25 protein-coding genes and 7 pseudogenes are annotated in these 24230 nt (G+C 39.8%); 6 read left to right on the top strand and 26 right to left on the bottom strand.

Annotated features, from left to right (window positions below):
- Positions 1 to 35: 35 nt before the first annotated feature.
- The 5 genes and pseudogenes from paaD to HMPREF0083_RS23140 all read right to left on the bottom strand — a co-directional run.
- The gene (paaD, locus tag HMPREF0083_RS23160; RefSeq protein ID WP_021624328.1) at positions 36 to 524 is read right to left on the bottom strand and encodes a 1,2-phenylacetyl-CoA epoxidase subunit PaaD; all 489 of its coding nucleotides are present in this window, start codon (positions 522 to 524) and stop codon (positions 36 to 38) included.
- A gap of 15 nt (positions 525 to 539) precedes the next feature.
- Positions 540 to 1373 carry a 1,2-phenylacetyl-CoA epoxidase subunit PaaC gene (paaC, locus tag HMPREF0083_RS23155; RefSeq protein ID WP_021624327.1) on the bottom strand — a complete coding sequence of 278 codons (834 nt, stop codon included), beginning with the start codon at positions 1371 to 1373 and terminating at the stop codon, positions 540 to 542.
- A gap of 14 nt (positions 1374 to 1387) precedes the next feature.
- Complete coding sequence (gene paaB, locus HMPREF0083_RS23150) at positions 1388 to 1723, bottom strand: 1,2-phenylacetyl-CoA epoxidase subunit PaaB (protein WP_021624326.1); 336 nt, start codon at positions 1721 to 1723, stop codon at positions 1388 to 1390.
- A gap of 12 nt (positions 1724 to 1735) precedes the next feature.
- Positions 1736 to 2707, bottom strand: coding sequence for a 1,2-phenylacetyl-CoA epoxidase subunit PaaA (gene paaA / locus HMPREF0083_RS23145; protein ID WP_021624325.1), 972 nt, complete (start codon positions 2705 to 2707; stop codon positions 1736 to 1738).
- A 269-nt stretch (positions 2708 to 2976) separates the two neighbouring features.
- Positions 2977 to 3237: pseudogene (locus HMPREF0083_RS23140) on the bottom strand (Tn3 family transposase); the annotation flags it as partial.
- Between the two features lie 112 nt (positions 3238 to 3349).
- Here HMPREF0083_RS23140 and HMPREF0083_RS30270 point away from each other — a divergent pair.
- On the top strand, positions 3350 to 3466 hold the full coding sequence (locus tag HMPREF0083_RS30270; RefSeq protein ID WP_167331603.1) for a DUF2642 domain-containing protein: 117 nt from the start codon (positions 3350 to 3352) through the stop codon (positions 3464 to 3466).
- A gap of 440 nt (positions 3467 to 3906) precedes the next feature.
- Here the strand turns inward: HMPREF0083_RS30270 and HMPREF0083_RS27595 are convergent, their stop codons facing one another.
- On the bottom strand, positions 3907 to 4257 hold the full coding sequence (locus HMPREF0083_RS27595; protein ID WP_187374806.1) for a SpoVA/SpoVAEb family sporulation membrane protein: 351 nt from the start codon (positions 4255 to 4257) through the stop codon (positions 3907 to 3909).
- A gap of 401 nt (positions 4258 to 4658) precedes the next feature.
- Between HMPREF0083_RS27595 and HMPREF0083_RS23130 the strand changes: the two genes are divergently transcribed.
- From HMPREF0083_RS23130 to HMPREF0083_RS28505, 3 genes and pseudogenes are all read left to right on the top strand, one after another.
- On the top strand, positions 4659 to 5807 hold the full coding sequence (locus HMPREF0083_RS23130; protein ID WP_040304641.1) for an MFS transporter: 1149 nt from the start codon (positions 4659 to 4661) through the stop codon (positions 5805 to 5807).
- Positions 5808 to 6021: 214 nt separating this feature from the next.
- Positions 6022 to 6267, top strand: a pseudogene (locus HMPREF0083_RS27590) (IS4 family transposase); the annotation flags it as partial.
- A 68-nt stretch (positions 6268 to 6335) separates the two neighbouring features.
- On the top strand, positions 6336 to 6476 hold the full coding sequence (locus tag HMPREF0083_RS28505; RefSeq protein WP_021624319.1) for a hypothetical protein: 141 nt from the start codon (positions 6336 to 6338) through the stop codon (positions 6474 to 6476).
- A 204-nt stretch (positions 6477 to 6680) separates the two neighbouring features.
- On the opposite strand, the gene HMPREF0083_RS23125 is transcribed toward HMPREF0083_RS28505, so the two are convergent.
- Complete coding sequence (locus tag HMPREF0083_RS23125; protein WP_021624318.1) at positions 6681 to 7538, bottom strand: STAS domain-containing protein; 858 nt, start codon at positions 7536 to 7538, stop codon at positions 6681 to 6683.
- A gap of 949 nt (positions 7539 to 8487) precedes the next feature.
- Here HMPREF0083_RS23125 and HMPREF0083_RS23120 point away from each other — a divergent pair.
- A complete protein-coding gene (locus HMPREF0083_RS23120; protein WP_040304639.1) occupies positions 8488 to 8982 on the top strand; it encodes a CarD family transcriptional regulator in 495 nt (164 codons plus the stop codon).
- 95 nt (positions 8983 to 9077) lie between these two features.
- On the opposite strand, the pseudogene HMPREF0083_RS27585 reads toward HMPREF0083_RS23120, so the two are convergent.
- The 14 genes and pseudogenes from HMPREF0083_RS27585 to HMPREF0083_RS23065 all read right to left on the bottom strand — a co-directional run.
- Positions 9078 to 9459, bottom strand: a pseudogene (locus HMPREF0083_RS27585) (RNA degradosome polyphosphate kinase); the annotation flags it as partial.
- 1 nt (position 9460) lies between these two features.
- Positions 9461 to 10796 (bottom strand): annotated as a pseudogene (locus HMPREF0083_RS23115) (DEAD/DEAH box helicase).
- Positions 10797 to 10991: 195 nt separating this feature from the next.
- Positions 10992 to 11192 carry a cold-shock protein gene (locus HMPREF0083_RS23110; protein WP_021624313.1) on the bottom strand — a complete coding sequence of 67 codons (201 nt, stop codon included), beginning with the start codon at positions 11190 to 11192 and terminating at the stop codon, positions 10992 to 10994.
- A 135-nt stretch (positions 11193 to 11327) separates the two neighbouring features.
- Complete coding sequence (locus HMPREF0083_RS29875; protein WP_262360703.1) at positions 11328 to 11450, bottom strand: hypothetical protein; 123 nt, start codon at positions 11448 to 11450, stop codon at positions 11328 to 11330.
- Positions 11451 to 11675: 225 nt separating this feature from the next.
- Positions 11676 to 12236 (bottom strand): annotated as a pseudogene (locus HMPREF0083_RS23105) (recombinase family protein).
- A 325-nt stretch (positions 12237 to 12561) separates the two neighbouring features.
- A complete protein-coding gene (locus tag HMPREF0083_RS23100) occupies positions 12562 to 13062 on the bottom strand; it encodes a GNAT family N-acetyltransferase (RefSeq protein WP_021624310.1) in 501 nt (166 codons plus the stop codon).
- A gap of 232 nt (positions 13063 to 13294) precedes the next feature.
- The gene (locus HMPREF0083_RS30265; RefSeq protein WP_081696166.1) at positions 13295 to 13378 is read right to left on the bottom strand and encodes a helix-turn-helix domain-containing protein; all 84 of its coding nucleotides are present in this window, start codon (positions 13376 to 13378) and stop codon (positions 13295 to 13297) included.
- Between the two features lie 143 nt (positions 13379 to 13521).
- Positions 13522 to 14124 carry a nucleotidyltransferase domain-containing protein gene (locus HMPREF0083_RS23095; protein WP_021624309.1) on the bottom strand — a complete coding sequence of 201 codons (603 nt, stop codon included), beginning with the start codon at positions 14122 to 14124 and terminating at the stop codon, positions 13522 to 13524.
- Positions 14125 to 14300: 176 nt separating this feature from the next.
- Positions 14301 to 14891, bottom strand: coding sequence for a histidine phosphatase family protein (locus HMPREF0083_RS23090; protein ID WP_021624308.1), 591 nt, complete (start codon positions 14889 to 14891; stop codon positions 14301 to 14303).
- A gap of 87 nt (positions 14892 to 14978) precedes the next feature.
- Positions 14979 to 15512: pseudogene (locus HMPREF0083_RS23085) on the bottom strand (GrpB family protein).
- A 239-nt stretch (positions 15513 to 15751) separates the two neighbouring features.
- Positions 15752 to 16768 carry a FecCD family ABC transporter permease gene (locus HMPREF0083_RS23080; RefSeq protein ID WP_378431325.1) on the bottom strand — a complete coding sequence of 339 codons (1017 nt, stop codon included), beginning with the start codon at positions 16766 to 16768 and terminating at the stop codon, positions 15752 to 15754.
- A gap of 50 nt (positions 16769 to 16818) precedes the next feature.
- Positions 16819 to 17871, bottom strand: a complete 1053-nt coding sequence (locus HMPREF0083_RS23075; protein ID WP_148316055.1) for a FecCD family ABC transporter permease — start codon at positions 17869 to 17871, stop codon at positions 16819 to 16821.
- A 124-nt stretch (positions 17872 to 17995) separates the two neighbouring features.
- Entirely contained in the window at positions 17996 to 18850 is an 855-nt protein-coding gene (locus tag HMPREF0083_RS23070) for an alpha/beta hydrolase (RefSeq protein ID WP_021624303.1), read from the bottom strand.
- Between the two features lie 11 nt (positions 18851 to 18861).
- The gene (locus HMPREF0083_RS23065) at positions 18862 to 19878 is read right to left on the bottom strand and encodes an ABC transporter substrate-binding protein (RefSeq protein ID WP_021624302.1); all 1017 of its coding nucleotides are present in this window, start codon (positions 19876 to 19878) and stop codon (positions 18862 to 18864) included.
- A 237-nt stretch (positions 19879 to 20115) separates the two neighbouring features.
- Between HMPREF0083_RS23065 and HMPREF0083_RS23060 the strand changes: the two genes are divergently transcribed.
- On the top strand, positions 20116 to 20766 hold the full coding sequence (locus HMPREF0083_RS23060; protein ID WP_051354778.1) for a DNA alkylation repair protein: 651 nt from the start codon (positions 20116 to 20118) through the stop codon (positions 20764 to 20766).
- A gap of 186 nt (positions 20767 to 20952) precedes the next feature.
- On the opposite strand, the gene HMPREF0083_RS23055 is transcribed toward HMPREF0083_RS23060, so the two are convergent.
- From HMPREF0083_RS23055 to HMPREF0083_RS23035, 5 genes and pseudogenes are all read right to left on the bottom strand, one after another.
- Positions 20953 to 21252, bottom strand: coding sequence for an Ada metal-binding domain-containing protein (locus HMPREF0083_RS23055; protein WP_021624300.1), 300 nt, complete (start codon positions 21250 to 21252; stop codon positions 20953 to 20955).
- A gap of 20 nt (positions 21253 to 21272) precedes the next feature.
- Positions 21273 to 22091 carry an SPL family radical SAM protein gene (locus HMPREF0083_RS23050; RefSeq protein ID WP_040304637.1) on the bottom strand — a complete coding sequence of 273 codons (819 nt, stop codon included), beginning with the start codon at positions 22089 to 22091 and terminating at the stop codon, positions 21273 to 21275.
- Between the two features lie 36 nt (positions 22092 to 22127).
- The gene (adaB, locus tag HMPREF0083_RS23045) at positions 22128 to 22661 is read right to left on the bottom strand and encodes a methylated-DNA--[protein]-cysteine S-methyltransferase (protein ID WP_021624298.1); all 534 of its coding nucleotides are present in this window, start codon (positions 22659 to 22661) and stop codon (positions 22128 to 22130) included.
- A 1-nt stretch (position 22662) separates the two neighbouring features.
- Positions 22663 to 23272 (bottom strand): annotated as a pseudogene (locus tag HMPREF0083_RS23040) (bifunctional transcriptional activator/DNA repair enzyme AdaA).
- A gap of 88 nt (positions 23273 to 23360) precedes the next feature.
- Positions 23361 to 24074: a 2OG-Fe(II) oxygenase gene (locus tag HMPREF0083_RS23035; protein ID WP_021624294.1), complete on the bottom strand. Its 714-nt coding sequence runs from the start codon at positions 24072 to 24074 to the stop codon at positions 23361 to 23363.
- Between the last annotated feature and the right edge of the window lie 156 nt (positions 24075 to 24230).

The raw sequence follows: 24230 nt of genomic DNA, 5'->3' as shown, positions 1-24230 counted from the left end.
CTGGATCATACTGGATAATCAACACCCTTGGTAAATTATATCGGCTTTAATGCTTCAAAAGGATTTTTACAATGCTTGCAATATAAAATGCTGCGGCAAGCAGCCGGGCCGAACAGATTCTCCATCGTCGTATAGGGAGAGCCGCAGTAAGGGCAATCCACCTTCCACGGCTTCCCTGCTTCATGGTGAAGTGGAGGTGGTGCAATGCCGAATTCACGTAGCTTTTCCCTTCCTTTTTCACTGATGCGATCAGAAGACCAGGCAGGCTCAAAAATAAAGTCAACCGTCACTTTTTGTACCCTATCCACAGCCTGTACTTGCTGTATGATTGCCTTTTTCATAATATCAAGGGCCGGACAGCCGACAAATGTAGGCAGCACTTGAACAGCTACATTCCCACTCTCGATGCTCACTTTGTGGATCATTCCCATCTCTACCATGCTTACAGGCGGAATCTCCGGGTCTTTGACTTCCTGCAACGCTTGCCATATATTCTCTTCCGTCAGTAAATTCTGCTGCACCATGCGCCTCTCCTCCTCTTACCAGTTTGCGGCCGGGTTCAGACGATACACTTCTGATAATGTAGCAACAGCACAAACCATTTCTTCCGTATGCTGGCCCGCCCGGCCACTTAATTGTGCAGGCTCAGGCTTGCCCGGCCATGTCAATCCGTATGATTCGAGCGCCTGCCGTGCTTTCTCCATCCAGCGCTGTGCCAGCAGCGCTTCGCCCTCAATAAGTCCGAAGCGTACCATCTCTTCTCCCTTCGGCCCGAATGTATACAAATCGGCCACATCTGACCATACCTTCTCAAGCGCTTGCTTCATTTTGCTGCAGCTCTCCTCGCTGCCGTTGACCAAATGCTCCATCCATACTTGCCAGTGATACAGATGATAACGAAGTTCCGTCATCATTTTTTGTGCAATCACGGCTAACGGCTGGTAAGAAGAGCGATGCAAAGATTCTAACCGTACGAGCTTAAACAATTCATATAGATAAAAGCGGACTATCGCATATGCCCAGTCATATTGCGGCTCCTCCATATAATGGCCCTCTCCATTGACCCGTTCTACCAAAATGGCGTTGCGAAACGCGTCCGGACTTCGCAAATGAGCCAAATCATCCGCTCTTCCCGCTTCTAGTTCCTCCAACATTTCATAAAACATAACCGAATGTCCCATTGTATCCTGGGAAATGGAAGAGAATGCGACATCTTCTTCAATATGAGGCGCCAAACCTAGCCATTCAGATCCTCGATACGCCAATATAAAATCATCATCTGCCAACTGAAACAGCAATTCTTGCAGGGATGTGAGATACTGTTTATTTTCTTTGGCTTCCTCTGCCGTTGCTATGCGAATGCCTTCCACCATGCCTCTCCTCCTATCTACTTCACTTCACTTTGTTTTTCATACTGTTCTTTATGATAACGCCACTTCGACGGTAAATCTCCGTATCCTTTGGTTTCACGATATGCTTTATTATCCAGGCGTTCAAGGTATTGTCGCTCTTTTGGAGGCAATACATATATGTCCTCACGTTTTACGACCCAGATATTCACTACAGGCTCCCGCCGCAAAAAATTTTCGCGCGCCATTGTCATCGCTACTTCATGATCCGATGCCAGCAGGCTGAATTGGTGGACAAAGCCGGAGGTAGGATTTTTTTGACTGAACACTTCATATATGGAAAACTCTTTTTTGTCATGTAGCTGGCTTTTCATTTTGTTTCCCCCCTATACCACTTCACGTTGATTACCCAGAAGGGCATCACGAACCCATTGTGTCTCCTTGTATGACATGGTTCGCAGCTGCAATCTCTGTTTTGAGCACGGCCCGTTTCCTTTGACGATTTGCTTGAATTCCTCCCAATCCGGCTGCTGATAATGCCACTTCCCTTCCGCTTCATCGAAACGAATCGTCTTATCAGGGAGAGTTAGCCCCAGGTGAAAAATGCGCGGAACGTATTTGTTGAAGAAAGCTTGCCGCAGTTCTTCGTTTGTTTGGGTGCGTATTTTATACTGCATATTACGCTGCTGATTACTGGAGATAGCTCCGTCTTCCGGGGGTCCAAAGAACATCAGCAAGGCTGGCCACCAGCGGTTAACGGCATCCTGCAGCATGTCTCGTTGTTCGGGCGTTCCTTCCGCAAGCGTCAGTACAATGCTTTCCCCATGCTGTGCATGAAACTTCTCCTCGGCACATATGCGGTATAGCGCACGTGCGTATGGAGCATAAGAAGTATCCAGTGACATTGTCTGTGTAATGATAGCAGCCCCATCAACCAGCCAGCCAATAACACCCGCGTCAGCCCAGGTAGGCGCTTCCATATGAAAAACGTTGTGAAACTTAAGCCTTCCCGTAAATAAGTCATCCAAAAGATCTTCACGTGTTTTTCCGAGCGGTGCCATCAAATCTTCAGCCACCCGAATTAATAGTTGCCCATGACCCATTTCATCCTGTACTTTTGCCATAATCGCCAGCTTACGACGCAAGCTGGGCGCTTTCGGCACCCACTCCTTCTCCGGCAATGCTCCCATGATTTCGCTTACACCGTGCATAGAAATAAGTTTAATAAGCTGTTGGCGGTAATCATCCGGCATCCAGTCATCCGCTTCAATTTTCTCACCACGCTCAATACGTGCCATGAATGCATCCATTTGTTCGTTATACGTCTTTTCATCCGTTTTTTCGTATTGATTTATCATATCAAGGCCCCCTCTCAGCTTCTCACAGCGTTTAACACTATTAATAACACGAATAAATTATATATCGTTTTTATAACGTTATAATAACATAACGTCATATTAATTTGTCAATATAATTGTGCAAAAATATCAAAATATAAGAAAACCCCCTTCCTCCTATTAGTGTGCAATATAAATACTGAGAAATTGGGCTTTTTAATATGTAATTTCCTTAACGTTGTAAATCCGCGTTTTGCTGATGGTACCGACGGCTGCTCTGACTATAGGGTTCAAGAAGTTCTCTGGATCGCTAGACGCTCCTTCATATTTAACTCGAATGTTTCATATGGGTTCACATGGGCATAGATGAGTGGTGTTAAATTCCTGAAATCCTCTCGAACTAGTTTTTGTAGCAAGGATTTATTTTGCTCCAACAGTACCTCTTGAATCATTAATGTGTTAATTAAAACCAAGCAGTTCTGAAGAAGATGAAGAGCAAGTACCGCAATTGCTTGATCTTCCATACGATTGGTCTGAATTTCTCCTCCCTCTATGAATTAAAGTTTTTCTTATGAATGCTCATGTATTCTTACAATATCTTGATTTTTATAAACGAAGCTTCAGTTAGACATTTGAAATTTTTTGAAATATTGGAAGTGGGGGGTGAAGGCCATCAAAGAAATCCAAGGGGAACTAGAGGAGGTTTTTCCTGATTATATTTTAGTGAATATGGATGGACAGCATTATCATGTTAGGTGGGAAGGTATTGTTTATATTTAGTTAGAACCAGCATAAAGGCAGCCGCTTTGAATTGCCAGTATCGTAAAATGTGCAAAAACGAAACCAGGAGAGAACTTGAAAAGCTTATGCGCAAGAAAAGTACAGTATGTCTTCTTTTCTTGAAAAATAGAATTGAAGTTCTCGATATTTATTTCCTTGTGAATTGTGATAATTCAAATAAGAGTATCGGCGAGTACTACGCTTATGAGGATGCCCTGAAACGTGTGAAAACAATCACAGAAATTATGAATTAGGTTAAGCGGTATAAAGAAACTAATAAAATACGTTCATAAATTAAAATACCCATTTCAGCCTACACGTATCTGAATGGGTATTTTTTGTTTCTTCGATATGCATATGCTGTGCTTTTTAGGTTTGCCACTGCTTGCTTTACATGTGCAGATATGGCATGTCGCTTATCCTCACGACATAGTATGCACTCACCCTTTCGGTTTAAATACAAGTGCGCCTAAAAAACCAAAAATGATAGCGGCAGAAATACCTGCACTTGTGACCTCAAAAATACCAGTAATGATACCAATGACGCCATCTGCCTGCATTTCCTGCATGGCGCCGTGTACAAGTGCATTACGATTTGGTGAGAACGTATTGTTACCTGTACCTGCAAGATCCAGCCTTGCTGCGATATCATTAATATCTTCTTTCGCCCAATGATTCTTCACGTCACTGAAATCTTTCGGATTCCAGATGACAGAATAATTGGCATGGCTATGCAGGTCATTAATTTGAGCGTAATAACGGTCACCAATTTTCGTAACGACTGTTGGCACATGGAACACGGTGCCGTCTGGATTTACGACTACACCTGTTGTGGATTTAGGTCAATATCTTGGACACAAAAAAGTTAAGTTTTATGCTGATTGCTTAATTCAATCTTCTACTGGTTCACAGATTAAGCCGATCTACAAAAAAGAAGACAACGTTCCGCACTAAAAAAGACGCTTCTGATGTGAGCGTCTTTATCATTCTAGAACAAATGTTCGTTTTTTGAAACAATTAAAATAAACCTGAATATATTTGACTTTCATATTATTAGTATAAATCATTCATAATTATAAGTCTATATTTTAACAGAATATTGTTCTATAGTTTGTATACCCGGCCGGGAAACTTGGATAGTGTATATATTTTAAAAACTTAACATGTGTTGTTGTGGAAAAAGGAGGGTACTGTGCAAATACGTTTATGGAATACCAATTTAAGAGTCCGGTTAATCGGAGAAGCACTATTTAACATGCTGTTTTGGATGTACTTTCCGTTTATAACCGTATATTTTAGTGCGGCATTAGGCAATTATATTGCAGGCATTTTGATGACAGTCCCTCCCATATTCAGCATTATAGGAAGTCTATTCGGAGGAGCTTTAGCAGATCGGTTAGGACGACGTCCCGTGATGCTACTGGGTGCTTTGCTTCAGACGGTGATGTTTGTATTGTTTGCGATGTCACCGTCCTACTGGATTGATTATATCGCATTTATCGGCATTGGGCTGGGGGGAGCTATCTATAAGCCTGCAAGCTCCGCTATGGTTGCTGATCTTGTTCCTGCACAAAATCTTCGCCAGATATTTGCAACATTTATGACGGCAAATAACATTGGTGCAGTGCTTGGACCTGCACTTGGAGCCATTTTCTTCTTCCATTACCGGCAAGAACTGTTATGGACCTGCGCATTGGTCTTACTGCTATATTTTATCGCAATTTATATCATGGTTCATGAGACATTGCCACATTCGGCGAAAAGCCTGGAAGGGTTAACTTCGATTACGCATGTATTCAAGGAACAGTGGAAGGGATATGGCATTATTTTTCGCGATAAAGTGTTCCTAGTTTATATTTTGGCAGGCATCTTTGCCTTGATACCCATTATGCAACTCGATTTATATTTGGCCGTATACGTGATCAATAATATTCCTGCCCAGGCTCTATTCACATGGAATGGTGATTTCCTTATGCTATCCAGTACGGAGATATTTGGAGCAGTACTAGGATTAAACGGTCTTTTGTTTGTCTTGTTTATTATTCCTGTTACGAAATGGTTCCGCAATTGGAAAGAGCGTAATATATTCATTCTGTCATCGCTGTTGTCCGGATTAGGCACATTCTCCCTTGGACTGAACAACAATATATGGTTCTTGTTTTTCGTTACGATAATCTTCACCTTTGGTGAGATTGTACGCTCTCCGGTGACAGTTTTCCTATCTAGTTGGGTACCGCCTATGGTAATATTCAGTATCATTTTGGTGTTTGCCTTCATCAGTATCGTGTTATATATCCAATTATTTAGAATCTATGTGGAGCATCCGGAGGCAGCGGATTGATTGAATCTTAAGTGCTGATTTCTGATTCTAATATAAAAAAGCTCGGCGGTAGCTTGTGATCCAGTATGAAAGAAGACCATGCTATCAACCGAGTTGTTCTTGTGATATATTGTATACCTTCCATCGCCATCAAACTAGGAGCAACAAATACCCCCAAAGCGAAAAAATGCACTATTCTTTCTCTATGGCCCATAGAAAGGATGGTGCATTTTTTATGACTGCTTCTATATCTCAAGAATTACGATTATTTGCAGAGGAACTTCAGCATTCTTTATCATTGAGTACCTTACAACAAGTAGCTAGAGAAGTTGGATTTGTCCAACGAGAAAGTAAGTATCGAGCACAAGATCTAGCGGCTTTATGCGTATGGCTAAGCCAAAGTGTAGCTCAAACTTCTTTGACCCAATTATGTAGTTGTTTAGAAGCCTCAACTGGAGTGCTTATGAGTCCTTCCGGACTCATAAGCACTCCAGTTGATCGATAAGCTTTGAATACGTTAAAACATATGTAGCAGTGAGGGACATCAGTATGGTCATTGATGAAGTGAAATTAGGAATTGTAAACTACCAGGACAAAATATACACGGCCATCCGTGAAATTTATGATACGGGCGAATGGAAATTAGTTTTTGTCAATGAACAGGAACGTATTATTATTCTTACCCATTAGACAATGTAAGGGTATCCCACAACAGTTGTTTACACAGAAAAAGGCCCAATATCTCTATCTCATCAATAGACATGTTGAGCCCTTCTACTAGCAGGGGGACAACAACCCTACTGTTATACTACCCCTCCTTAGAAATTTGAAACGCAAGGATACAAATTTCAGCCTAATTTCTATTATCGAGAAAATAACCCACCATGAAGAGAACTATACTTTTTTAGTATACGTAAATCCGATATATTTTAAGGCTTGTCTAAGGTTCAAAAAGGTCATGACATAACTGAGATCGATCCCTAGTCCTATGATCGTTTGCGCAATTTCTGGCCGAATCCCACTGATTTTTGTATCCACTCCAATCAATTTTAACGCCTGAACGATATGAAAAAGTTGTTGAGCAACGGCCGTATCAATAACAGGAACACCGGATAAATCAAAAATAAAGTAAGAAAGCTGTAGCCTTGAAGCGTGCTGTAACGCCTGTTCCATTAAAATTTGAGCACGGTACGTATCAATATTTCCAACGAGAGGAAGAACCGCAAGCCCCTCTGCAATCGGAACGACAGGAACAGAAAGCTCCATCAGGGCCATTCGTGATTGCTTCTCTAATGTATCATATTGGCGTAGAAAAGGAAGCGTAAAATAATAGACAACTTGGTTTACAGTAGAATCAAGAAGCGAGATAATATGATAAAATTCCTCCAATGAAAGCTGCTTCGCTTTCGCTTCTTCTTTCACTACTTCCCCAATAAAATCACGATAATGAGGAACCTCGTTGAGCATTGTATCTAAAGTCGTCCCCAATGTAGCACATTTGGTTCCTGTTTCTTCCCCCCATTTTGCAATTTGTTCTGTACGCTCCTCTTCTTTCATGGTAAGCGCCCTACCATAAAGAGTAACAAGTTCGATCCGTAAAGGAAGTAAGTCGTCCGATAAAGAGGATAGCTGTTCTGGATATTTTATGTTCTGTTCATACGTAATTCTTTCTGCTAATTCGCCACTTCCCCCGATGATTTTTTGACTCATTTCATGTAAAACTTTCTCCATTAACACGCTTTCTTTTTCCATGTTTCATCCCTCACCGAATTGTTATCGTAACTACATGCCTACAAAACTCTATATCTGTCTTTATTAAATTCCTACAAAATTCCTTATCTCCTCCCTAAGTAAGGGTTCCAATCAAAAAAATATATCTTTGCCTCAAGGATAGCTTTTCTTATTAAAAATTGGCTTACAGAAACAAGTCATATTCCGTTGTTACGTATGCTTCTAATAGAAGGTTTTTATTCAAAAAGAAAAAGTGCCCATAAAGGCGCTTCTATGCGTTCACAGGACTATTTATCTTCTCAACGTTTTCATTGATCCTCCCTTTTTATTTAATATAGAGTTTCTAAATCCTATGATATAAAGCCTTACCTATTTCCATAAACGACATTTTCGGACCCAATTTTAACGATTTCATATAATTATTTAGCCATTTAATAGACAACCATATAATCATTTGAAGTGCTAAGAACATGATATATTCCGATATATACCATATCTCAAAGAACTTGAATAAACCAACAGAAAGGACAGAATGTTTGCATGAATAATATTGGCAGAGGATCGGTATAACATATCGTTAGAGCAGGAAATCTACACTCAGCCTTTGCTTACTGCACCAACCTTTCCGTTACCAGAGACGTTGTTTCGGGAAGAGATAGCCTCTGTGACTAGGCTAGCAACATACCGGCAAATAAAACCAGCGTTGCACTGTATAGAAAGCGACTTACTTGTCACACCATAACCAAGTTATCAGACACAATAAAGCAACTATCTGACCAGAATCAGTTAAGATGCTTTAGTTTATATTTTGAATATTATCAGACATTATACTTAATTTTATATGCAGATAATTTTTATACATAAATCGATATTTATTCACAAAAACTTCTTGACTCAAATCATTTGTTTGTGTTATTGTTTTATTTTTGCAATTATAAATCGCATGTGGTATCCTTAAAGAAGATACTTACTGGAGGTGGATTTTTTGTTCCAAGTTGGCGACAAGGTTGTTTATCCAATGCATGGTGCAGGTGTAATCGAAGCCATAGAGGAAAAGGAAATCCTAGGAGAGAAACAGCAGTATTATATCATAAAAATGCCCATTGGTAATATGAAACTCCTGGTTCCTATGGAGAAAGCATCGAATGTAGGCATACGCCTGGTTGTCGATATGCTTACATTGGAAAATACATTGCTTATTTTTCATGATAGAGAATTAGAAAAATTACTCCCATGGAACCAAAGATATCGCATAAACATGGATAAAATAAGAACAGGCGATATCCAAGAAGGTGCTGAAGTCGTCTGTGATTTAATGCGTATGAACGAAACAAAAAGGCTTAATACAAGCGAAAAAAGAATGCTGGATAATGCAAAGGACATTTTAATTAGTGAATTAGCGTTAGTCAAAGGATTCACTGAGAATCAGGCAATTGATTTTTTAAATGAAGAGGTTTATAACTAAAGATAAGAGACTAAATATTTCTTTAGAATTTGATAATAAATGCTTTACTTATGCAAAAAATAGCCTTCAGGCTATTTTTTTTGCATAAGTAGAGCATTTATGTTAACGAGACAAATATTTTCTTCTTGCAGTTCTGGTAAAAGTTTTTGACTATAAGTATCATATTGCATTCTAATGAGACGATGATTTTCTCGAGAAATTTGAACCAATTACTGCTTAGTGGTTAATCTTTCTTTATTTTCCGGTTTATTGAATCCAGCCTTAACCTGGCCTTTTAGCCCGGCCACCCTAACCATAAAAAATTCATCCGGATTAGAACTAAAAATTCCCAAGAACTTTAATCACTCAAGCAGGGGGATTTTGCTGGTCTATCGCTTCCTGAAGAACCCGTTCATTAAATGCTAGCCAACTTAATTCTCTATTATGGCAAAAATCTGAATTACTCAAATTAACGGTTTCATTTATTTTTTCTTTCATTTTAGAATCCCCCTTTATAACGAGAGGAGTGTCGTCCTCTCTTGCCTTTTGTGCCTCTTCTCGCAAACCCTTTATTCCCGTTATAATCCCTTCTTGCTTTCCCTTCCGGCTTCTTGGAATAACGCGTTTCTTCGGCAGTAAGTTGAACAGTTACATCTGTCTGCTCTTTGGTCAATAGCTTCAAGGCGAGTGAAACTAACGTAATTGAATCGTACTGATCGAGTAACTCGCTTGCCGTTTGCTTAAACTGTGAATAATCACCCTCTTCGACTAATTGAATCAGCTTTTCTGACGCCATTCGCTGTTTAGACTCTATCGCTTCTGCAACTGTCGGAATCGATTTACGATGGATCTTTCCTTTTGAAGCTTTTTCAATACTCCGAAGTTGACCCATTTCCCTAGGCGTAACAAATGTGACAGCTATCCCCGTCTTACCAGCTCGCCCTGTTCTTCCGATGCGGTGAACATAACTTTCCGGGTCTTGCGGAATGTCAAAATTGTAGACATGAGTAACTCCTGAAACATCAATTCCCCTGGCAGCAACATCTGTTGCAACTAAAATATCAATGTTTCCCTCACGAAATTTATTCATTACAATATCTCGCTGCCGCTGATTTAAATCTCCGTGCAACCCACCAGCAAGATAACCTCTTTTATTTAAGGCATCGCTTAATTCATCAACACGCCTTTTTGTTCGCCCGAAAATTACCGCCAACTCTGGATTTTCCACATCCAACAGACGGCAAAGAACATCAAACTTTTCTCGTTCATTCACTTCATAATAAATTTGTTCTACGGTTGGTGAGGTAATCTCTTTCGCTTTCATCTTAATTATCTCTGGATTGCTCATAAAATTTTCCGCAAGATTTTGAATCGGTTTTGGCATCGTTGCCGAAAACAGTAAGGTTTGTTTTCTCATTGGAGTCTCTTTGAGGATTCGTTCGATATCCTCTAGAAAACCCATATCTAACATTTCATCTGCTTCATCTAGTACGACCATGGAGATGCGATCTAACCGCAACGTTTTCCGTTTGATATGGTCCAGCAGTCTACCTGGTGTTCCGGTTATAATATGCGGACGTGTTTTTAACGCCTTAATTTGACGATCAATAGATTGACCCCCATAAATAGGGAGAGAACGTATCCATTTTTTCTAAAATCGGAATAGAAAAAGCTACCGTTTTTCCTGTACCTGTCTGTGCTTGACCAATAATATCCTTCCCTTTCAAGGCGACCGGGATGGCTTTCTCCTGGATTGGAGACGTTTCTTCAAAGCCCATATCAGTAACCGCTTTTTGAATAGATTCGCTTATACCTAATTCATGAAATGTTGTCATATCCAAAAACACCTTCTCTTCATTTATATTTTTTATATTTAACCGAATTACTTGATACAATACATGTATTTGACATTGAGTTGGATGATTCAACGATGAAATCATTCTATTTTAGTAACAAAAAAGGCTACTAACATCAATGTTGTCAGTAGCCTTGAACTCATACACTTATCGTATAAGCTTTTTGTTATTGTTTTATAACTTAGAAACGTTTGCTGCTTGATCGCCACGATTACCTTGAGTAATGTCGAAGCTTACTCGTTGGCCTTCTTCAAGCGATTTAAATCCATCTCCAGTGATAGCAGAGAAATGTACGAATACATCATCTCCATCTTCTCTTTCGATAAAGCCAAATCCTTTTTCTGCATTAAACCATTTTACTGTACCTGTGTTCATTAAGAACCTCCAAAATTTTAATGTAATATGCTGTTAATATTTACCGTAGAAAATAAAAATTCACATATTATCAGGAATTATATACATTGAAAATATAATCCCTGATAACATGTGAATTATAAGTACCAATACATACTAAGTCTTGAATATAGTATAGCATATTCCTTTACAAATAACAACAAATTTCATTTGATCAATAGCCATCTTGGCATGAGGAGCAAGTAGGTTGTTTGTATTTTGACTTTGATTTCTAGCCATGAGTAATGCCTCCTATAAATTAGATAAATTTGGTTAACCCTACTCTTATCATTCCTTATAGGGGATAATTTATGTATGTGAAGTTGTTACTACGCAGTATTAATTTACTGTTATTCTGTTCAGAAGAACACCAGCTATTCGGCTTGATGACAGGGTTCCTGCTCTAGTCCGTCATACATTTTCCAATAAAAGTAAAACCCGTTGGGTGTCAACAAGGTGCGTAATTCACATATTTAAGTTTGCTTTTCGATACAAAGTCATTCGAGATACTCCTGCTTTTTCAGCAGCCTCGGAGATTGTAGAGCCTTGATTAATGAGGTATAATGCATAATCAATCTTTTCCTGATCCGCTTTCGGCCTTCCTAATGTTTTTCCGCGCTTTTTGGCTGCTACAATACCTTCTTTTGTCCTTTCCGCAATCAAATCTCTCTCAAACTGAGCAATGCCTGCAAATAACGTAAATAACATTTTTCCATGTGCAGATGTTGTATCAAGTTAGGATTCTTTCAAGCTTTGTAAATGAGCTCCTTTTGTCGCAATCAGTTCTGTGATTTCAAGTAAATCTTTTGTTGAGCAAGAAAGGCGTGTTAAATCCGTTACTATGACAGTATCACCTGGTCGTAAGAACTCAAGCATACGATTTAGCTCAGGCCGATCGCGTTTCGTACCCGTTATTTTCTCATAAAAAATTTGCTCGCATCCGACTTCTTTAAGTTGCTGTTCCTGCCGGTCTAAATTTTGATCGAATGTGGATACTCGCATATATCCAAACTTTACTGAACTCATTTTTCTCACTTTCCTCTCAATACTGTATCAAAAATGTTAGGAGAGAGTATTGTGACAACATTTTTTTGTTACATATTTTTGTTACAAATATATCAATAACTTCAGCGATTCGGTGTGACTTTAAGGGATAAATTGCACACTTTTTAAACGCTAAATTGCACTGGAGTTGATTAAAGTACATTTCTACTTGTATTTGGCAATTAAAAATTTATGGCAGTATGTTTTATGAATTAAAAAAAGCCTAAACATGCATGTAATGTATAAAAATCTGCATATTTTAGGCTCATTATTTTTGTTCCTTATTGTGGTAAAGCTCAATAAAAAATTAGATTTTTATAACCATTAAATCCTCGTCAAAATACTCCCCGTTGAATTTTAGAGCATTTTTTTCTACGCCATAAACCTGGAATCCAATGGACTTGTACAGCTTCTTTGCTGGTTCATTATTGGATACCACTGTTAAATTTATTTGTTCCAAACCATTGCAATTTTTTGCCTTTCTTATTAGTTCAAGCAAGAGCGATTTTCCTAATCCTTGCCCCCGCATTTCTGGCACCACAAACATCCCGTATATATTCCCTTTGTGGGCTTCTTTAGGGCTACTTTCACGCATAAAAGTAACAATTCCGACTAAATTTTTATCCTCAAATACCCCTAGAATAAATTTGTCATCATTTGGTTTTAATCGCTCTACTACATTCTCGAATGTGAATTTAACCTCTCTGTCAAAAGTTGAGCCAAATGCTTCTGGATTGATTTTTAATGCACTCAAACGTAATTCTTGGTACAACTGAGCATCAGGCTCATTTAAAATTCGGATATCCATTGGCTTCTCCCTGTTTCCTTTCGTCTATTTTTTCATCATATTGCTTCTTGAACTATTCTGCCTGTTAGCACAACAAGCAATGATTGTAAATAGTGTATAAAAATTAGCCTCTATACAATATCTCTAATTTTAATAATACATAATGGTTATAAGCTTACTGCGAAACATACATAAATTAATTACCAGAAATATTTCTACTATTATATATATAGTTTTAGGAACTCGCAGATTTCTATTCTGCGAGTTCCTTTTTTATCCTGTAAACAGTTGATCGAGTAATAGCATTTTTTTCTGCAATTTGTTTAATCGGACACATCCTCTCAACTGTTATTGTAAGGACTTAACTAAGAAGTGTCCATGAAACTATACTAACTCCAATGCCTTGGTATAAGCTTAGTAAATTTTTTCACAGCTTACTTAACATTTGATTCAATTTATGTTTTGAATCATATTTCACACTTAGATATAGTCAAGCCACGAATGACCTGTTGGAAATTGTCTTTTCAAAGTCATTCTTAACCAATCCCTTTGTTCAGACAGTAAATATGGAAGCATAATTTGTAAATCTTTAAAATCTTTTTCTCTAATGTTTGAGCTACCACCTTTATAAAGGAGTTGAATCTCGGGTCTCAGGTAAGGTATCTCCTCATCTGTTCTTAAAAATATATCCTCTAATCTTCTTCGAATAGATTTTTCTCTCCTATATATCCAGGATTGTTGCTCTGTCTCTACTAACATAATTTGAAAAGCCCAAGGGGAACTACTGCTTTTAGTAACCCAGATGTCATTTGTGGTTTTTAAAAACTCACCTTCTTGCCAAAGAACAAGTTTCCCATTCTCTGCTTTGTATAACATCCAATTATCTGACAAATGATTATAGGTAGTCAATTGTTCCTCTCGAAGTATTATTACATCTATATCATCATGTACCCTCGACTGTTTGCCTAAATGTAAATCTAAAGCCCATCCCCCTGCAATACCCCAATTAATTGGAATAGTAGAAAAGAGCTTATAAATTTCTGTTACGGTGATTGACTCCCAATTATCTATATCTGTCCTCAAATAAATGTCCTCCTCGTAGCGTTGAAATAAAATTTGATTAAAAGTATCCTGTAAACGTTGATTTGCGTTATAAAAATCCCACCGTTTTGAAAAAAGATTAATCTAAATGGTGGGATTTTATTGATTTAATAGCGTGTTTTCTTAAAAATTTTGTTCACCTTTTTAAGAAAGTTATCCTATATATTCCCTAAATGACTCGTATCATTTATAAAGTGAATTACCTTTTCTTTATCAGTAAATTCAATTAAACTAATTCCTGTATCTTCGATTTTAAAATAATAATCCATGTTGATTGGCATTTGGTAAAAAGCACGTAATATATTATTAATTACCCCGCCATGAGCAACAATCGCAATTCGTTCATATTTATTTCCTGTAACAATCTTAGAAAATATCGTTTCAATTCTCATTCGAAATTCTATGAATGATTCTCCATTTTCAAAACGTTCATGAAAAAATTTTGGCTCAGGATACTTTTTCGCTTCTTCAAGGGATAATCCAGCTTGTACACCATTATTAAACTCCATTAGTTCTTCTTCCAATTGAACTGGGCACCCAATAGTTTCTCCCAATGTTTCAGCAGTTTCACGTGCTCTTTTTAACGTACTTGCCCATATAAAATCTGGAGGGAAATCTTTTTTTACTTTTTGTGATAAACTTCCCACTTGCTTTCTACCTCTTTCCGTTAATTCAAAATCAGCTCTTCCTTCATGTACGTTTAAAATATCTGCTTCCGATTCTCCGTGTCGAATTAATAGTATTTGCATGACTTTTCTCCCTTATATCTTTTAAATCCAAAAAGTATAAAACTTAACTACTCCGTTAATTGAATAAGAACATCGATTATTTATTTTTTAATCCATTACTTTTTCTAATATCTTATTTATAAATTCTGTTTTACCTAATGTATAGGATTTTCGGTCTTTTACTGTATCTGCTAAATGCCTTTTTATATTTTCATATTCAATTACTACTTGTGGGTTATTTCGTAAATAATCTCTGAATACTAAATGCTTTGCAAGTTCTTTACTATTTTTGTTACAAACATAAAGGTGGTGCTCCATCCATTGCGTCCCTTTTCCATCCCACGGTGTAGATATATCTTTTCTGCCAAATGTTTCTCTACCTTCAAAACTCCATTCTTCTTGGTAAAAATATCCTATCTATTCAAGTCCCGTGATTACCTTTGGAAAAACATCATAACTTTCTATTACAATATCTATATCTAAAATTTGTTTCGCTCCAAGACCTTGGATTGAGGTGCTTCCGACGTGTTCAATTCCAATTATTAAATCATTTAATGACTTACTAATAACTTGTTTTATTGATTGAAAAGTTTCTGCCCATTCTTCATTGAATATAACAATTTCTATACCAGAATGTGTCACCTTACTCCTCCTTTATTTATTTTTTCCACTTATATATGTATCGAACTAACCTGGACATTAGTGAAAAACTATGGCTCTATTGATCAACCATGATGAACCGTCAGACACTCCATATCGAATTCACTTCTTCACTTTTCTCCTATCTTTTTCACCCCGGGTAAGTCCTGCTACGCCATCATCGGGTCAGTTTCAGCGGGGAGCGTAACTCGTATATGGTATTTGCTTATCTTATGGCTCAATTATCGTGAATGAGCTAACAGATATAGAAAATATGGCGCTCCGACAATGGTAACGATGATTCCTGCCGGTATCTCGGACGGCTGTAGAATCAAACGCCCCAGCATATCGGCTACTATAACCATGAGTGATCCTATCAGCGCAGACGCCGGTAACAGCGCTTGATGCATCTGACCTACAAGCCTCCTGGCCAGATGCGGTCCGATCAAGCCAACAAAGCCAATGCTTCCACTAACCGCGACACAGGATCCCGCCAGTCCCACTGCAGCTCCAAGCAGAATGATCTGTTCCCTATACACCTTTGTACCTAAGCCAATCGCCGTCATCTCACCCAGATTGAGCACATTCATCGTCCCTGCCTTGGAGAATACGAACGGAAGCAGGATAACGATGAACGGAAGCAGCACCAGAACAAACTTCCAGTTTGCTCCCCATATACTTCCTGCCATCCATGTAGCCACGAATTGATACTTCTCTGGATTGATCCGAAGTGTTATCACAATCGTGGCAGCACTTATACCTGCGGCGACCGCTACGCCGGTCAGCAGCAGACGTGTCGGCAGCAAACCTTTGTGACGCTTATAGGATAAAGAGAAAATAATTACCGCTGTCAACCCCGCGCCGATCCATGCCAGTACTGGAAGCAAAAATATCGAAGCTGTACCCAAATTCGGATAGTAGGCTACGAAGACTAATACAACCAACCCCGCTCCAGCATTAATGCCCAGAATTCCCGGATCGGCAAGTGCGTTGCGAGATATACTCTGCATAATGCAGCCTGAAACCGCCAATCCGGAACCGATCAGTAATGATATAACGATGCGGGGCAAGCGAAAATCAAACAGGATTAATTGTTCCTTCTCCGACCCTCCCCCGAACAAGGTTCGAATCGTGTCCAGCGGGGAGAGACGGATGAAACCGGTATTCATGCTCAGCACAAAAGCAATAACAATGAGCAGCCCCAGAGTAATCAGGACTTTAATATTTCTTCTCTGCTTATGTCCATATTTAGGAAACATATTAGATGACACATTGTTCATACTGTTTGAGTCGACTATCGGCTTCGCCATTACAATTCCCTCCCTTCCTTGCGTGAAACGTAGAGGAAAAAGGGTACTCCAATCAGCGCGATCAAAGCACCGAGCGGAGTCTCATAGGGCGGGTTGACCATTCTTGCCGCCAGATCTGCTAAGATAACTAGTAGAGCGCCAAGTACCGCGGAGCATGGAATGATTAAACGATAATCGACTCCGACCAGCTTCCTTGTCAAATGCGGAATGATCAAGCCAACAAAGCCGACAGCACCTACAACCGAGACGGCTGCACCTGCCAGAATCAGAACGATGATAGTGCTGAACAGCTTGACCGTGCCGCTGTGCAGACCAAGCCCCTTAGCTACATCATCTCCCAAACTAAGCATCGTTATGGATCGGGACAGAATAATTGCCCCAATCACAGCCGCAATTACCCAAGGGAACATGATCTTAAGCTGCAGCCAGCTCGTACCCGCAACTCCTCCGGCATACCAGAAAGCGAGATCCTGCCCAATACGGAAAAAGAGAGCTATTCCTTCACCAAGCGCGGACAGCAATGCGGATACGGCTGCTCCAGCCAAAACGAGGCGCAGCGGCGTAAGTCCGCCCCTGACCATAGAGCCGATGCCATAGACCAGTCCTGCACCAAGACCAGCTCCAAGGAAGGAGTACAATATCAAGTATAGAAATGGCATACTCGGGAAAAAAGCATAGCAAAGTGCCAAGGCGAAGCCCGCGCCCGAATTCAATCCAAGTAGTCCTGAATCCGCAAGCGGGTTACGTGTCATTCCTTGCATAATGGCACCGGCTACGGCGAAGGAGGTGCCGACCATCGCTCCTCCGAGCACACGTGGTAATCTAAGTTCCTGTATGATCTGATGCTGTGTCAGGTCGGCATTGTAGTGGAATATCCCCTCCCATACCGTTGTAAACTTAATATCCGCCACACCGAAGGACACGGACAGGCCGATACTGAGAATCAGTGCCACTACACCTCCGATCAGAATGATTGCCGTCGCCCATGGTCGTGAACGGAATATAATTTTTTTAGCCTCTTCATTCTGTTGTGAGAGATTTAGATTTCCCATGTCAAGACTCATTTTAAGCCACCTTTACCTATCATAATTGTAGTTTAAGCATAAATGATCGCTCTTGTGAAAGCGGTCATTTATGCTTGTATTGCTGAGGACAATCATTTTATGATACTCCCTCTTAAAGGGTTGGATGCAAAATGAACCTTAACGTTCGACTGATCAATATTGGTAATACTGACACATGGCCTTCATTCTCGAATTCTTTGTATTCTGCCTTAACGCCAATGGTCGCCGAGATATTCGTCAGTCGTTCAGTCAGTGCTTGAGCTCGAGCGCAATTGCGGCATTCATGCGATTTTTCCAGTTCCCCTACACCGAAGAGCACCTGAGTATGGACATGTCCCTCTCTCGCCCGGGAAACAAAGTCCCTTTCCAAGTCCAACATATATTCTTTATTCCAGTGCAAGGACGGGCTGCCCGCAACGTAATATTGAAAAGAATCAGGCTTGCTGAACAGCGCATACACTGTGAACAATCCGCCAAGAGAATGCCCGAACAGCGCTTGCCGCTTGCGGTCGACCAGGAATTCACTCTCGACCTGCGGTTTCAGTTCCTCCTCAATGAATTGCAGAAAAGCCCCTGCCCCGCCTTGCTTAGGAAGCGGTTCGTTATTGAAACGCTTCAGAAATTCCGTCGTCGGTAACGGCATGAGGTCATAGAAGCGTTCTGGTGTAAATGGACCGTCTATCTCGTATCCAATTCCGACGATAATCGCAGGCATGCCCCCTGAAACATCCAGTCTGCGGCACTGCAATCGCAACGCTTCCACCATCGTACCAAATACAGAATTTCCATCTAACAAGTAGATAACCGGATATCCGCCAGGCGGAGGGTCTCCTATAGGGTGGCCAATCATAATCCGATAGGATCGCCGCTCCACACGTGAAGTTAATACCCATTGCTCGGCGTTAGGAATATCCACCTTACGACCTAAAAGGCCAGCATGCACTGTTTCTGGTATGATACTTTCCATCGATAACCCTCCTATTTTGTCAGGAACTGTACCACATCATCGATGATTTTTTCATAAGCAATCAGACCGCTTCCAAGCCAGTATCCGCTGTCCACTTTATAGACATGTCCCTGCTTAACAGCAGGCATGCTTTTCCAGATCGGGCTATCCATCATCGTACGGTCTCCCCCTTGATCGATGACGAATATATAATCCGCATCTAGTTTGGGAATAATCTCCAGTGAGAGATTGGCGCTGTTTGCATCCCCAATTAGCTTCGTTTTACCCAGTCCCAGCTCCTGATGAAGCACATATCCCGCCAAATAGTTGCCTCCCATCATATTGACCCCTTTAGGTGCAAAACGTATAATCGCAACCTTTTTATTCTCCACAATCTTACTCAATTTCTCTTTAGCTTCTTTTATTTTCTCACGATAAGTCTGCAATGCTGAATCAGCTTCAGCAGACTTGCCTAGCAGATCTCCAATAGTCGTAAGCGACTTCTCGATATTCCCGGAAGCATTTTTGAAAACATAGGTTGGCGCAATCTTCGAATAGCTTTCATAGACTCCATTTGCTGCGAAAGTCTCCGTCTGCAAGATGATGAGGTCTGGGTGATACGACATTATCACCTCAGGCGAAGGCAACCCTTCTGAAAAGTCGAGTATTGGAATATTACTCAACTTCTCTAACCAATCACGATGTCCGTCCCTGGCATTAGAATATCGTGCAACAGGGTATACTCCCAGTTTCAACAAAGACTCCTCCAGGTAAGGTGCAATAATCTTCTCCGGAGTGCCGGATAGCTTGACCTCATGCCCAAGTTCGTCCGTTATTGTTCGTTCTTGGACTTCTTCACTGCTGCCCCCCTTGGCGGATTCGGCAGATGCTTCCACCTCTACAGTCTGATTATGCTGTTCACGTGTAGTGGCATCGCTCTCGGTCTTGGTGCCGCAGCCAGCCAGCAGGCTCCCTATAATTACGCAGCTCAATAGAGCCGACGATAGAGTCTTCCATCTCTTTTTTCTTGTTACCCAAAGTCTTGACATGATATATCCCCCTTAGTTGATAATGATTATCAATCGACTTTGAGTATACTTATTTTGCTAAGGATTCGCCATAGCCATAATCCAGAAGTATATTTGGACAATTTCCAGTAAATAAGAGCAGCGCTTCGTCAAGAGTGCCAACCGTCGACGAAAACTTGCCTTCGTCCCTAGCCTTTGACCCACGTGCTTGACACGGAGCCTCTACGGGCGTGATGTATGCGTTGAAACGCCGAGCTCATTGATACAGACTATCAGAAGTTTTCAGCTGCACTTATACCTACTATTAACAATGTATTAGGTGTTCGGCTGCCTGAGCTTCGTAAAATAGCAAAAAAAATTGTAAAGGGTGACTGGCGCACTTACCTTGAAACTGCAAAAGATGAATATTTTGAGGAAATCATGCTGCAAGGTATGGTCATTGGCTATGTTAAGACGGACATTGAAGAACTCCTGTCTTATGTGGCTTTGTTCGTGCCAAAAATTGATAATTGGTCGGTATGTGACAGCTTTTGTACAGGTCTAAAATTTACAAAGGAAAATAAAGAGCGTGTATGGGAATTTTTACAACCCTATCTGTCTTCTAAGAAAGAATATGAGATAAGATTTGGAGTGGTTATGCTCTTAGACTTTTATATCGAGACTGAATACATCGAAAGGGTGCTAAACCTCCTGGATCGTGTAAAGCATGAAGGGTTTTATGCCAAAATAGCGGTTGCGTGGGCTGTCTCTATCTGTTATGTGAAGCTTCCCGATTCGACAATGGAATATTTGAGAAACAACACGCTCGATGATTTTACCTATAATAAAGCCTTGCAAAAAATTACGGAATCTAAACGTGTGGATAAAGAAACAAAAAATCTCATCCGCAGTATGAAACGGGGGCAGTAAAGTAAGAAGCGGTCAATGAAATTGAAACAACATGAAAAATAAGTTGGCATTTGAAATGTGTACGTTTTGCGTATCACTACGATTTTATTTACAAAAAACCTGAACTGATTTAACATTACATAATTACCATAGTAATCCAACCAATTAAAATTTTGTCATGTGTTCTATGCATTTTCATTATCCCTCTTATCTTTTCTTTTTCTCTTTCTTCCATCGTGCATATTTTTCAGTCATGCACACGGCACATGGCCTAAAACCTGCTGATATAGCCGTCTGTTCATCGGCAAAAAACACGCGATGTTTAACGTATCCACCTTTTGCCATAGCTCTAAGCGCTGAGGGGCAATCTAATCTTCCATATAATTTACTCCGTTGATATCCACCAAAAACACCCGGTGTATCACTTTGATATGGACGCATATCAGCACCTAACAGGGTAAATATCTTTTTTCCATTTTCAGCACTTTCCACATTATCTTTACACATGCAATCACTTCCTATTATCTTTACGGTTCGAACCCTGTCTGGCTCACATAAACCTGATTTTCTGGAAAGGTTTTTATAAATCTTTTATATACTTTTTTAATAACTTGCGGTCCATACCATTCTTCTAAATCAAGTTGGATATACTTTTTTTCAATTCCAAGTTTTCTTGTGCGTTTTCCTCCACTGCCATCACCCTTAAAGTAGTCATCAATACATATCCGATCGACGAATGGCTTCAATTTCTCAGAAAAATATTCTCCACTCGGTAATATGGGTGCTATCGCCACTTGGGTCGGTATTCCCGCATCCACTAATTTTTCCAATGTCTTAAAGCGTGCCTGAATAGGAGGTGCCTCTGGAGTAAAATGTTTACGTATCGTTTCCGAATCCGTTTCAATCGTCATACTTACTCGGACTCTATCCTTTAAAAGTTGCAGCAAATCGACATCTCGACTTACAAGTGGGCTTCTCGTCTGTACTAATAAGAAGTCAGGAGGATCTTCTGCCATAACCTCTAATAACGATCGAGTCACTTTTTCCTTATGCTCCACGGGTTGATAAGGGTCTGTGCTTGATGACATAAAAATTGTCACATTCCCCTTGGCTTTGGCGCGATGAAGCTCCTTGCTTAATAAATTCGCAGCTCCGTTTTTAACATCAACCCAATTCCCCCATTCCCCTTCTCGAAAGAGGGAAACAGGCATTTGGCGTACATAGCAATATGAACACCCAAATGAACAGCCTGTGTAAGGATTTAGTGAATGAGTATATCCAGAAAGAAAGCCTGTACCTTTATTAAGAATGGTTTTCGGGTTTTTATAGAACAATTCACTTTTCATGACGGAATCTCCTTTCCATTCATTGTACGACAGTAATCACTCATCGTTAGATGAGGTTTGTCTTTCCAGATCCAAAAGCAATGTCTTCATTTCTAATCCGCCACGATAGCCGGTTAATGATCCATCCTTTCCTACTACACGATGACACGGTACAGTAATTAATACCGGATTAGCTCCAATCGCCGCCCCTACAGCTCGAACAGCTGCTGGTTTATTTATATCATTTGCAATGTCGGAATAGGATTTAGTCTGTCCGTACGGAATTTCACAAAGCGCGTTCCAGACTGCAAGCTGGAATGCTGTTCCATTATAATCAAATGGAACAGTAAAGGTTTTCCGTTTTCCCTCTAGATATTGGGTGAGTTCAACAGCATAGGGTTCAAGCTTTTCATCATTTTCAACAAGAGAACTTCCCTGAAAACGTTTCTTAGCCCATTCGGACAATTCTTCGAATGGTTTGTTCTGTGAACCTACAAACACAAGCCCCTTAGATGTTGAAGCAATATAAAAATTCAACTCCTTAAACTTTAGTAAAGACCAATAAAGGGTTGGTTTATTCTTTGTTTCCATTTTACATCTCCTCCATTTTACTCATTTGACGAAATTGTGCTGGTATCTGTCCGGTTTTCTTTTTAAATAAAGTAATAAAATAGGGCGTGTTAGGCATACCTACACATATGGCGATATCCGCAATCATTTTATTTGTTTGAATCGAGTACTTTTTAGCCGCGTTTAATCGAACCTGTTGTATATACTCAACTGGCGTAATACCTTTAATCTTTTTAAACGTTCGATGCAGATGATATGGACTCCCGTGAGCAATATCCCCTAACGTTTCTAAAGTTAATGTTTCGGTGAAATTTTTATCAATGTATTCCGTAATAAGAGCACCCATTCACTATCAGGCAATTTCTCATTAGTAGGCTTGCAACGTTTACAAGGGCGAAAATTTGCCTGGAGAGCTTGTTCTACGTTTTGAAAAATACGTACATTTTCTTTTTTTGGAACACGGGATTTGCAAGACAGATCCCCGTGGTTTTTACAGCATAGAAAAATTGCTCATTGTACGATGCATCATTGTCTATGATTGCTTGCCACTTTTCATCTGTCATCATGTCCATGTCATTCAAAATTCCATTCTCATGACTCTCTTGATATTCATTATTAATATTGTCCTTCATTCACTTCACCTCCCCTTACATTACATCCTCTATAAATTCAGAATGGATGATTCTAGGTATAAAATAGCAAGATATTGAAATTTATAATTTACTTAGAATCATGAAAAATGACCCCAAGACCGAATCGTTCTCCAGAAGTAACCGTACTTACTCCATGACGAACCGTATTTTTGTAATATCCTTTTTTGCCAAGAGAAGGTCTATGGTTAGTAGGAAAGATTAGTGCACTGCCTTGTTCCAAAGTAATCACATGCCCTCTACTCTGAGCACGAGGAATTTGTTCCACTAATAGGGATTCACCGCCGCAAAAGTCTTTATCTCTTTGATTTAATACAAATACTACTTGAAACGGGAAAAATACGTCTCCGTATAAATCTTGGTGCAAGCAATTAAACCCTCCCGTTTCATACTTTAAAATTAAGGGTGTCGGTCTAGTTTGTTCATGTTCTTCACATGTTTTCAAAAAATCTTGAAGATTAACCGGAAATTGTTCTGGTTTCTTCAAATATCCCAACCATCTATTTGCTGTTTTGGCCAACTCTGGATAAAAGGATTCTCTTAAACTTTGGATGATGTCGGGTAATGGATAGGAAAAGTATTTGTACTCCCCATTCCCAAAGCGATATCTCGTCATATTGATTGTTGTTCTGTATGATTCTTCCTCTTTATAAAGCCCCATAAAGAATTCACATTCATCTTTTGTTAAAATTGCTGGAAGCTTTGCAAATCCTTGCTCATCTAATTCGTTTTGAATTGCTCCCCAATATAAACTTTTTACACGTGTTTTTATATCCTGGACCATTTTTATATCCTCCTATTTAGGATTATTGATAACTAACACTATAACCTCATCAATAAGAAAAAATAAGGCTTTTAGAATGTAATAGCAAGATAGTGAAATGAATCAAGATAATTATGTGATAAAGTAACAAGGGTGTTGATTATCCAGTATGATCCA

The organism is Aneurinibacillus aneurinilyticus ATCC 12856, from assembly GCF_000466385.1.
In the GTDB taxonomy this organism is placed as follows: Bacteria; Bacillota; Bacilli; order Aneurinibacillales; family Aneurinibacillaceae; genus Aneurinibacillus; species Aneurinibacillus aneurinilyticus.
This window is presented reverse-complemented; position numbering and strand designations above follow the sequence as displayed.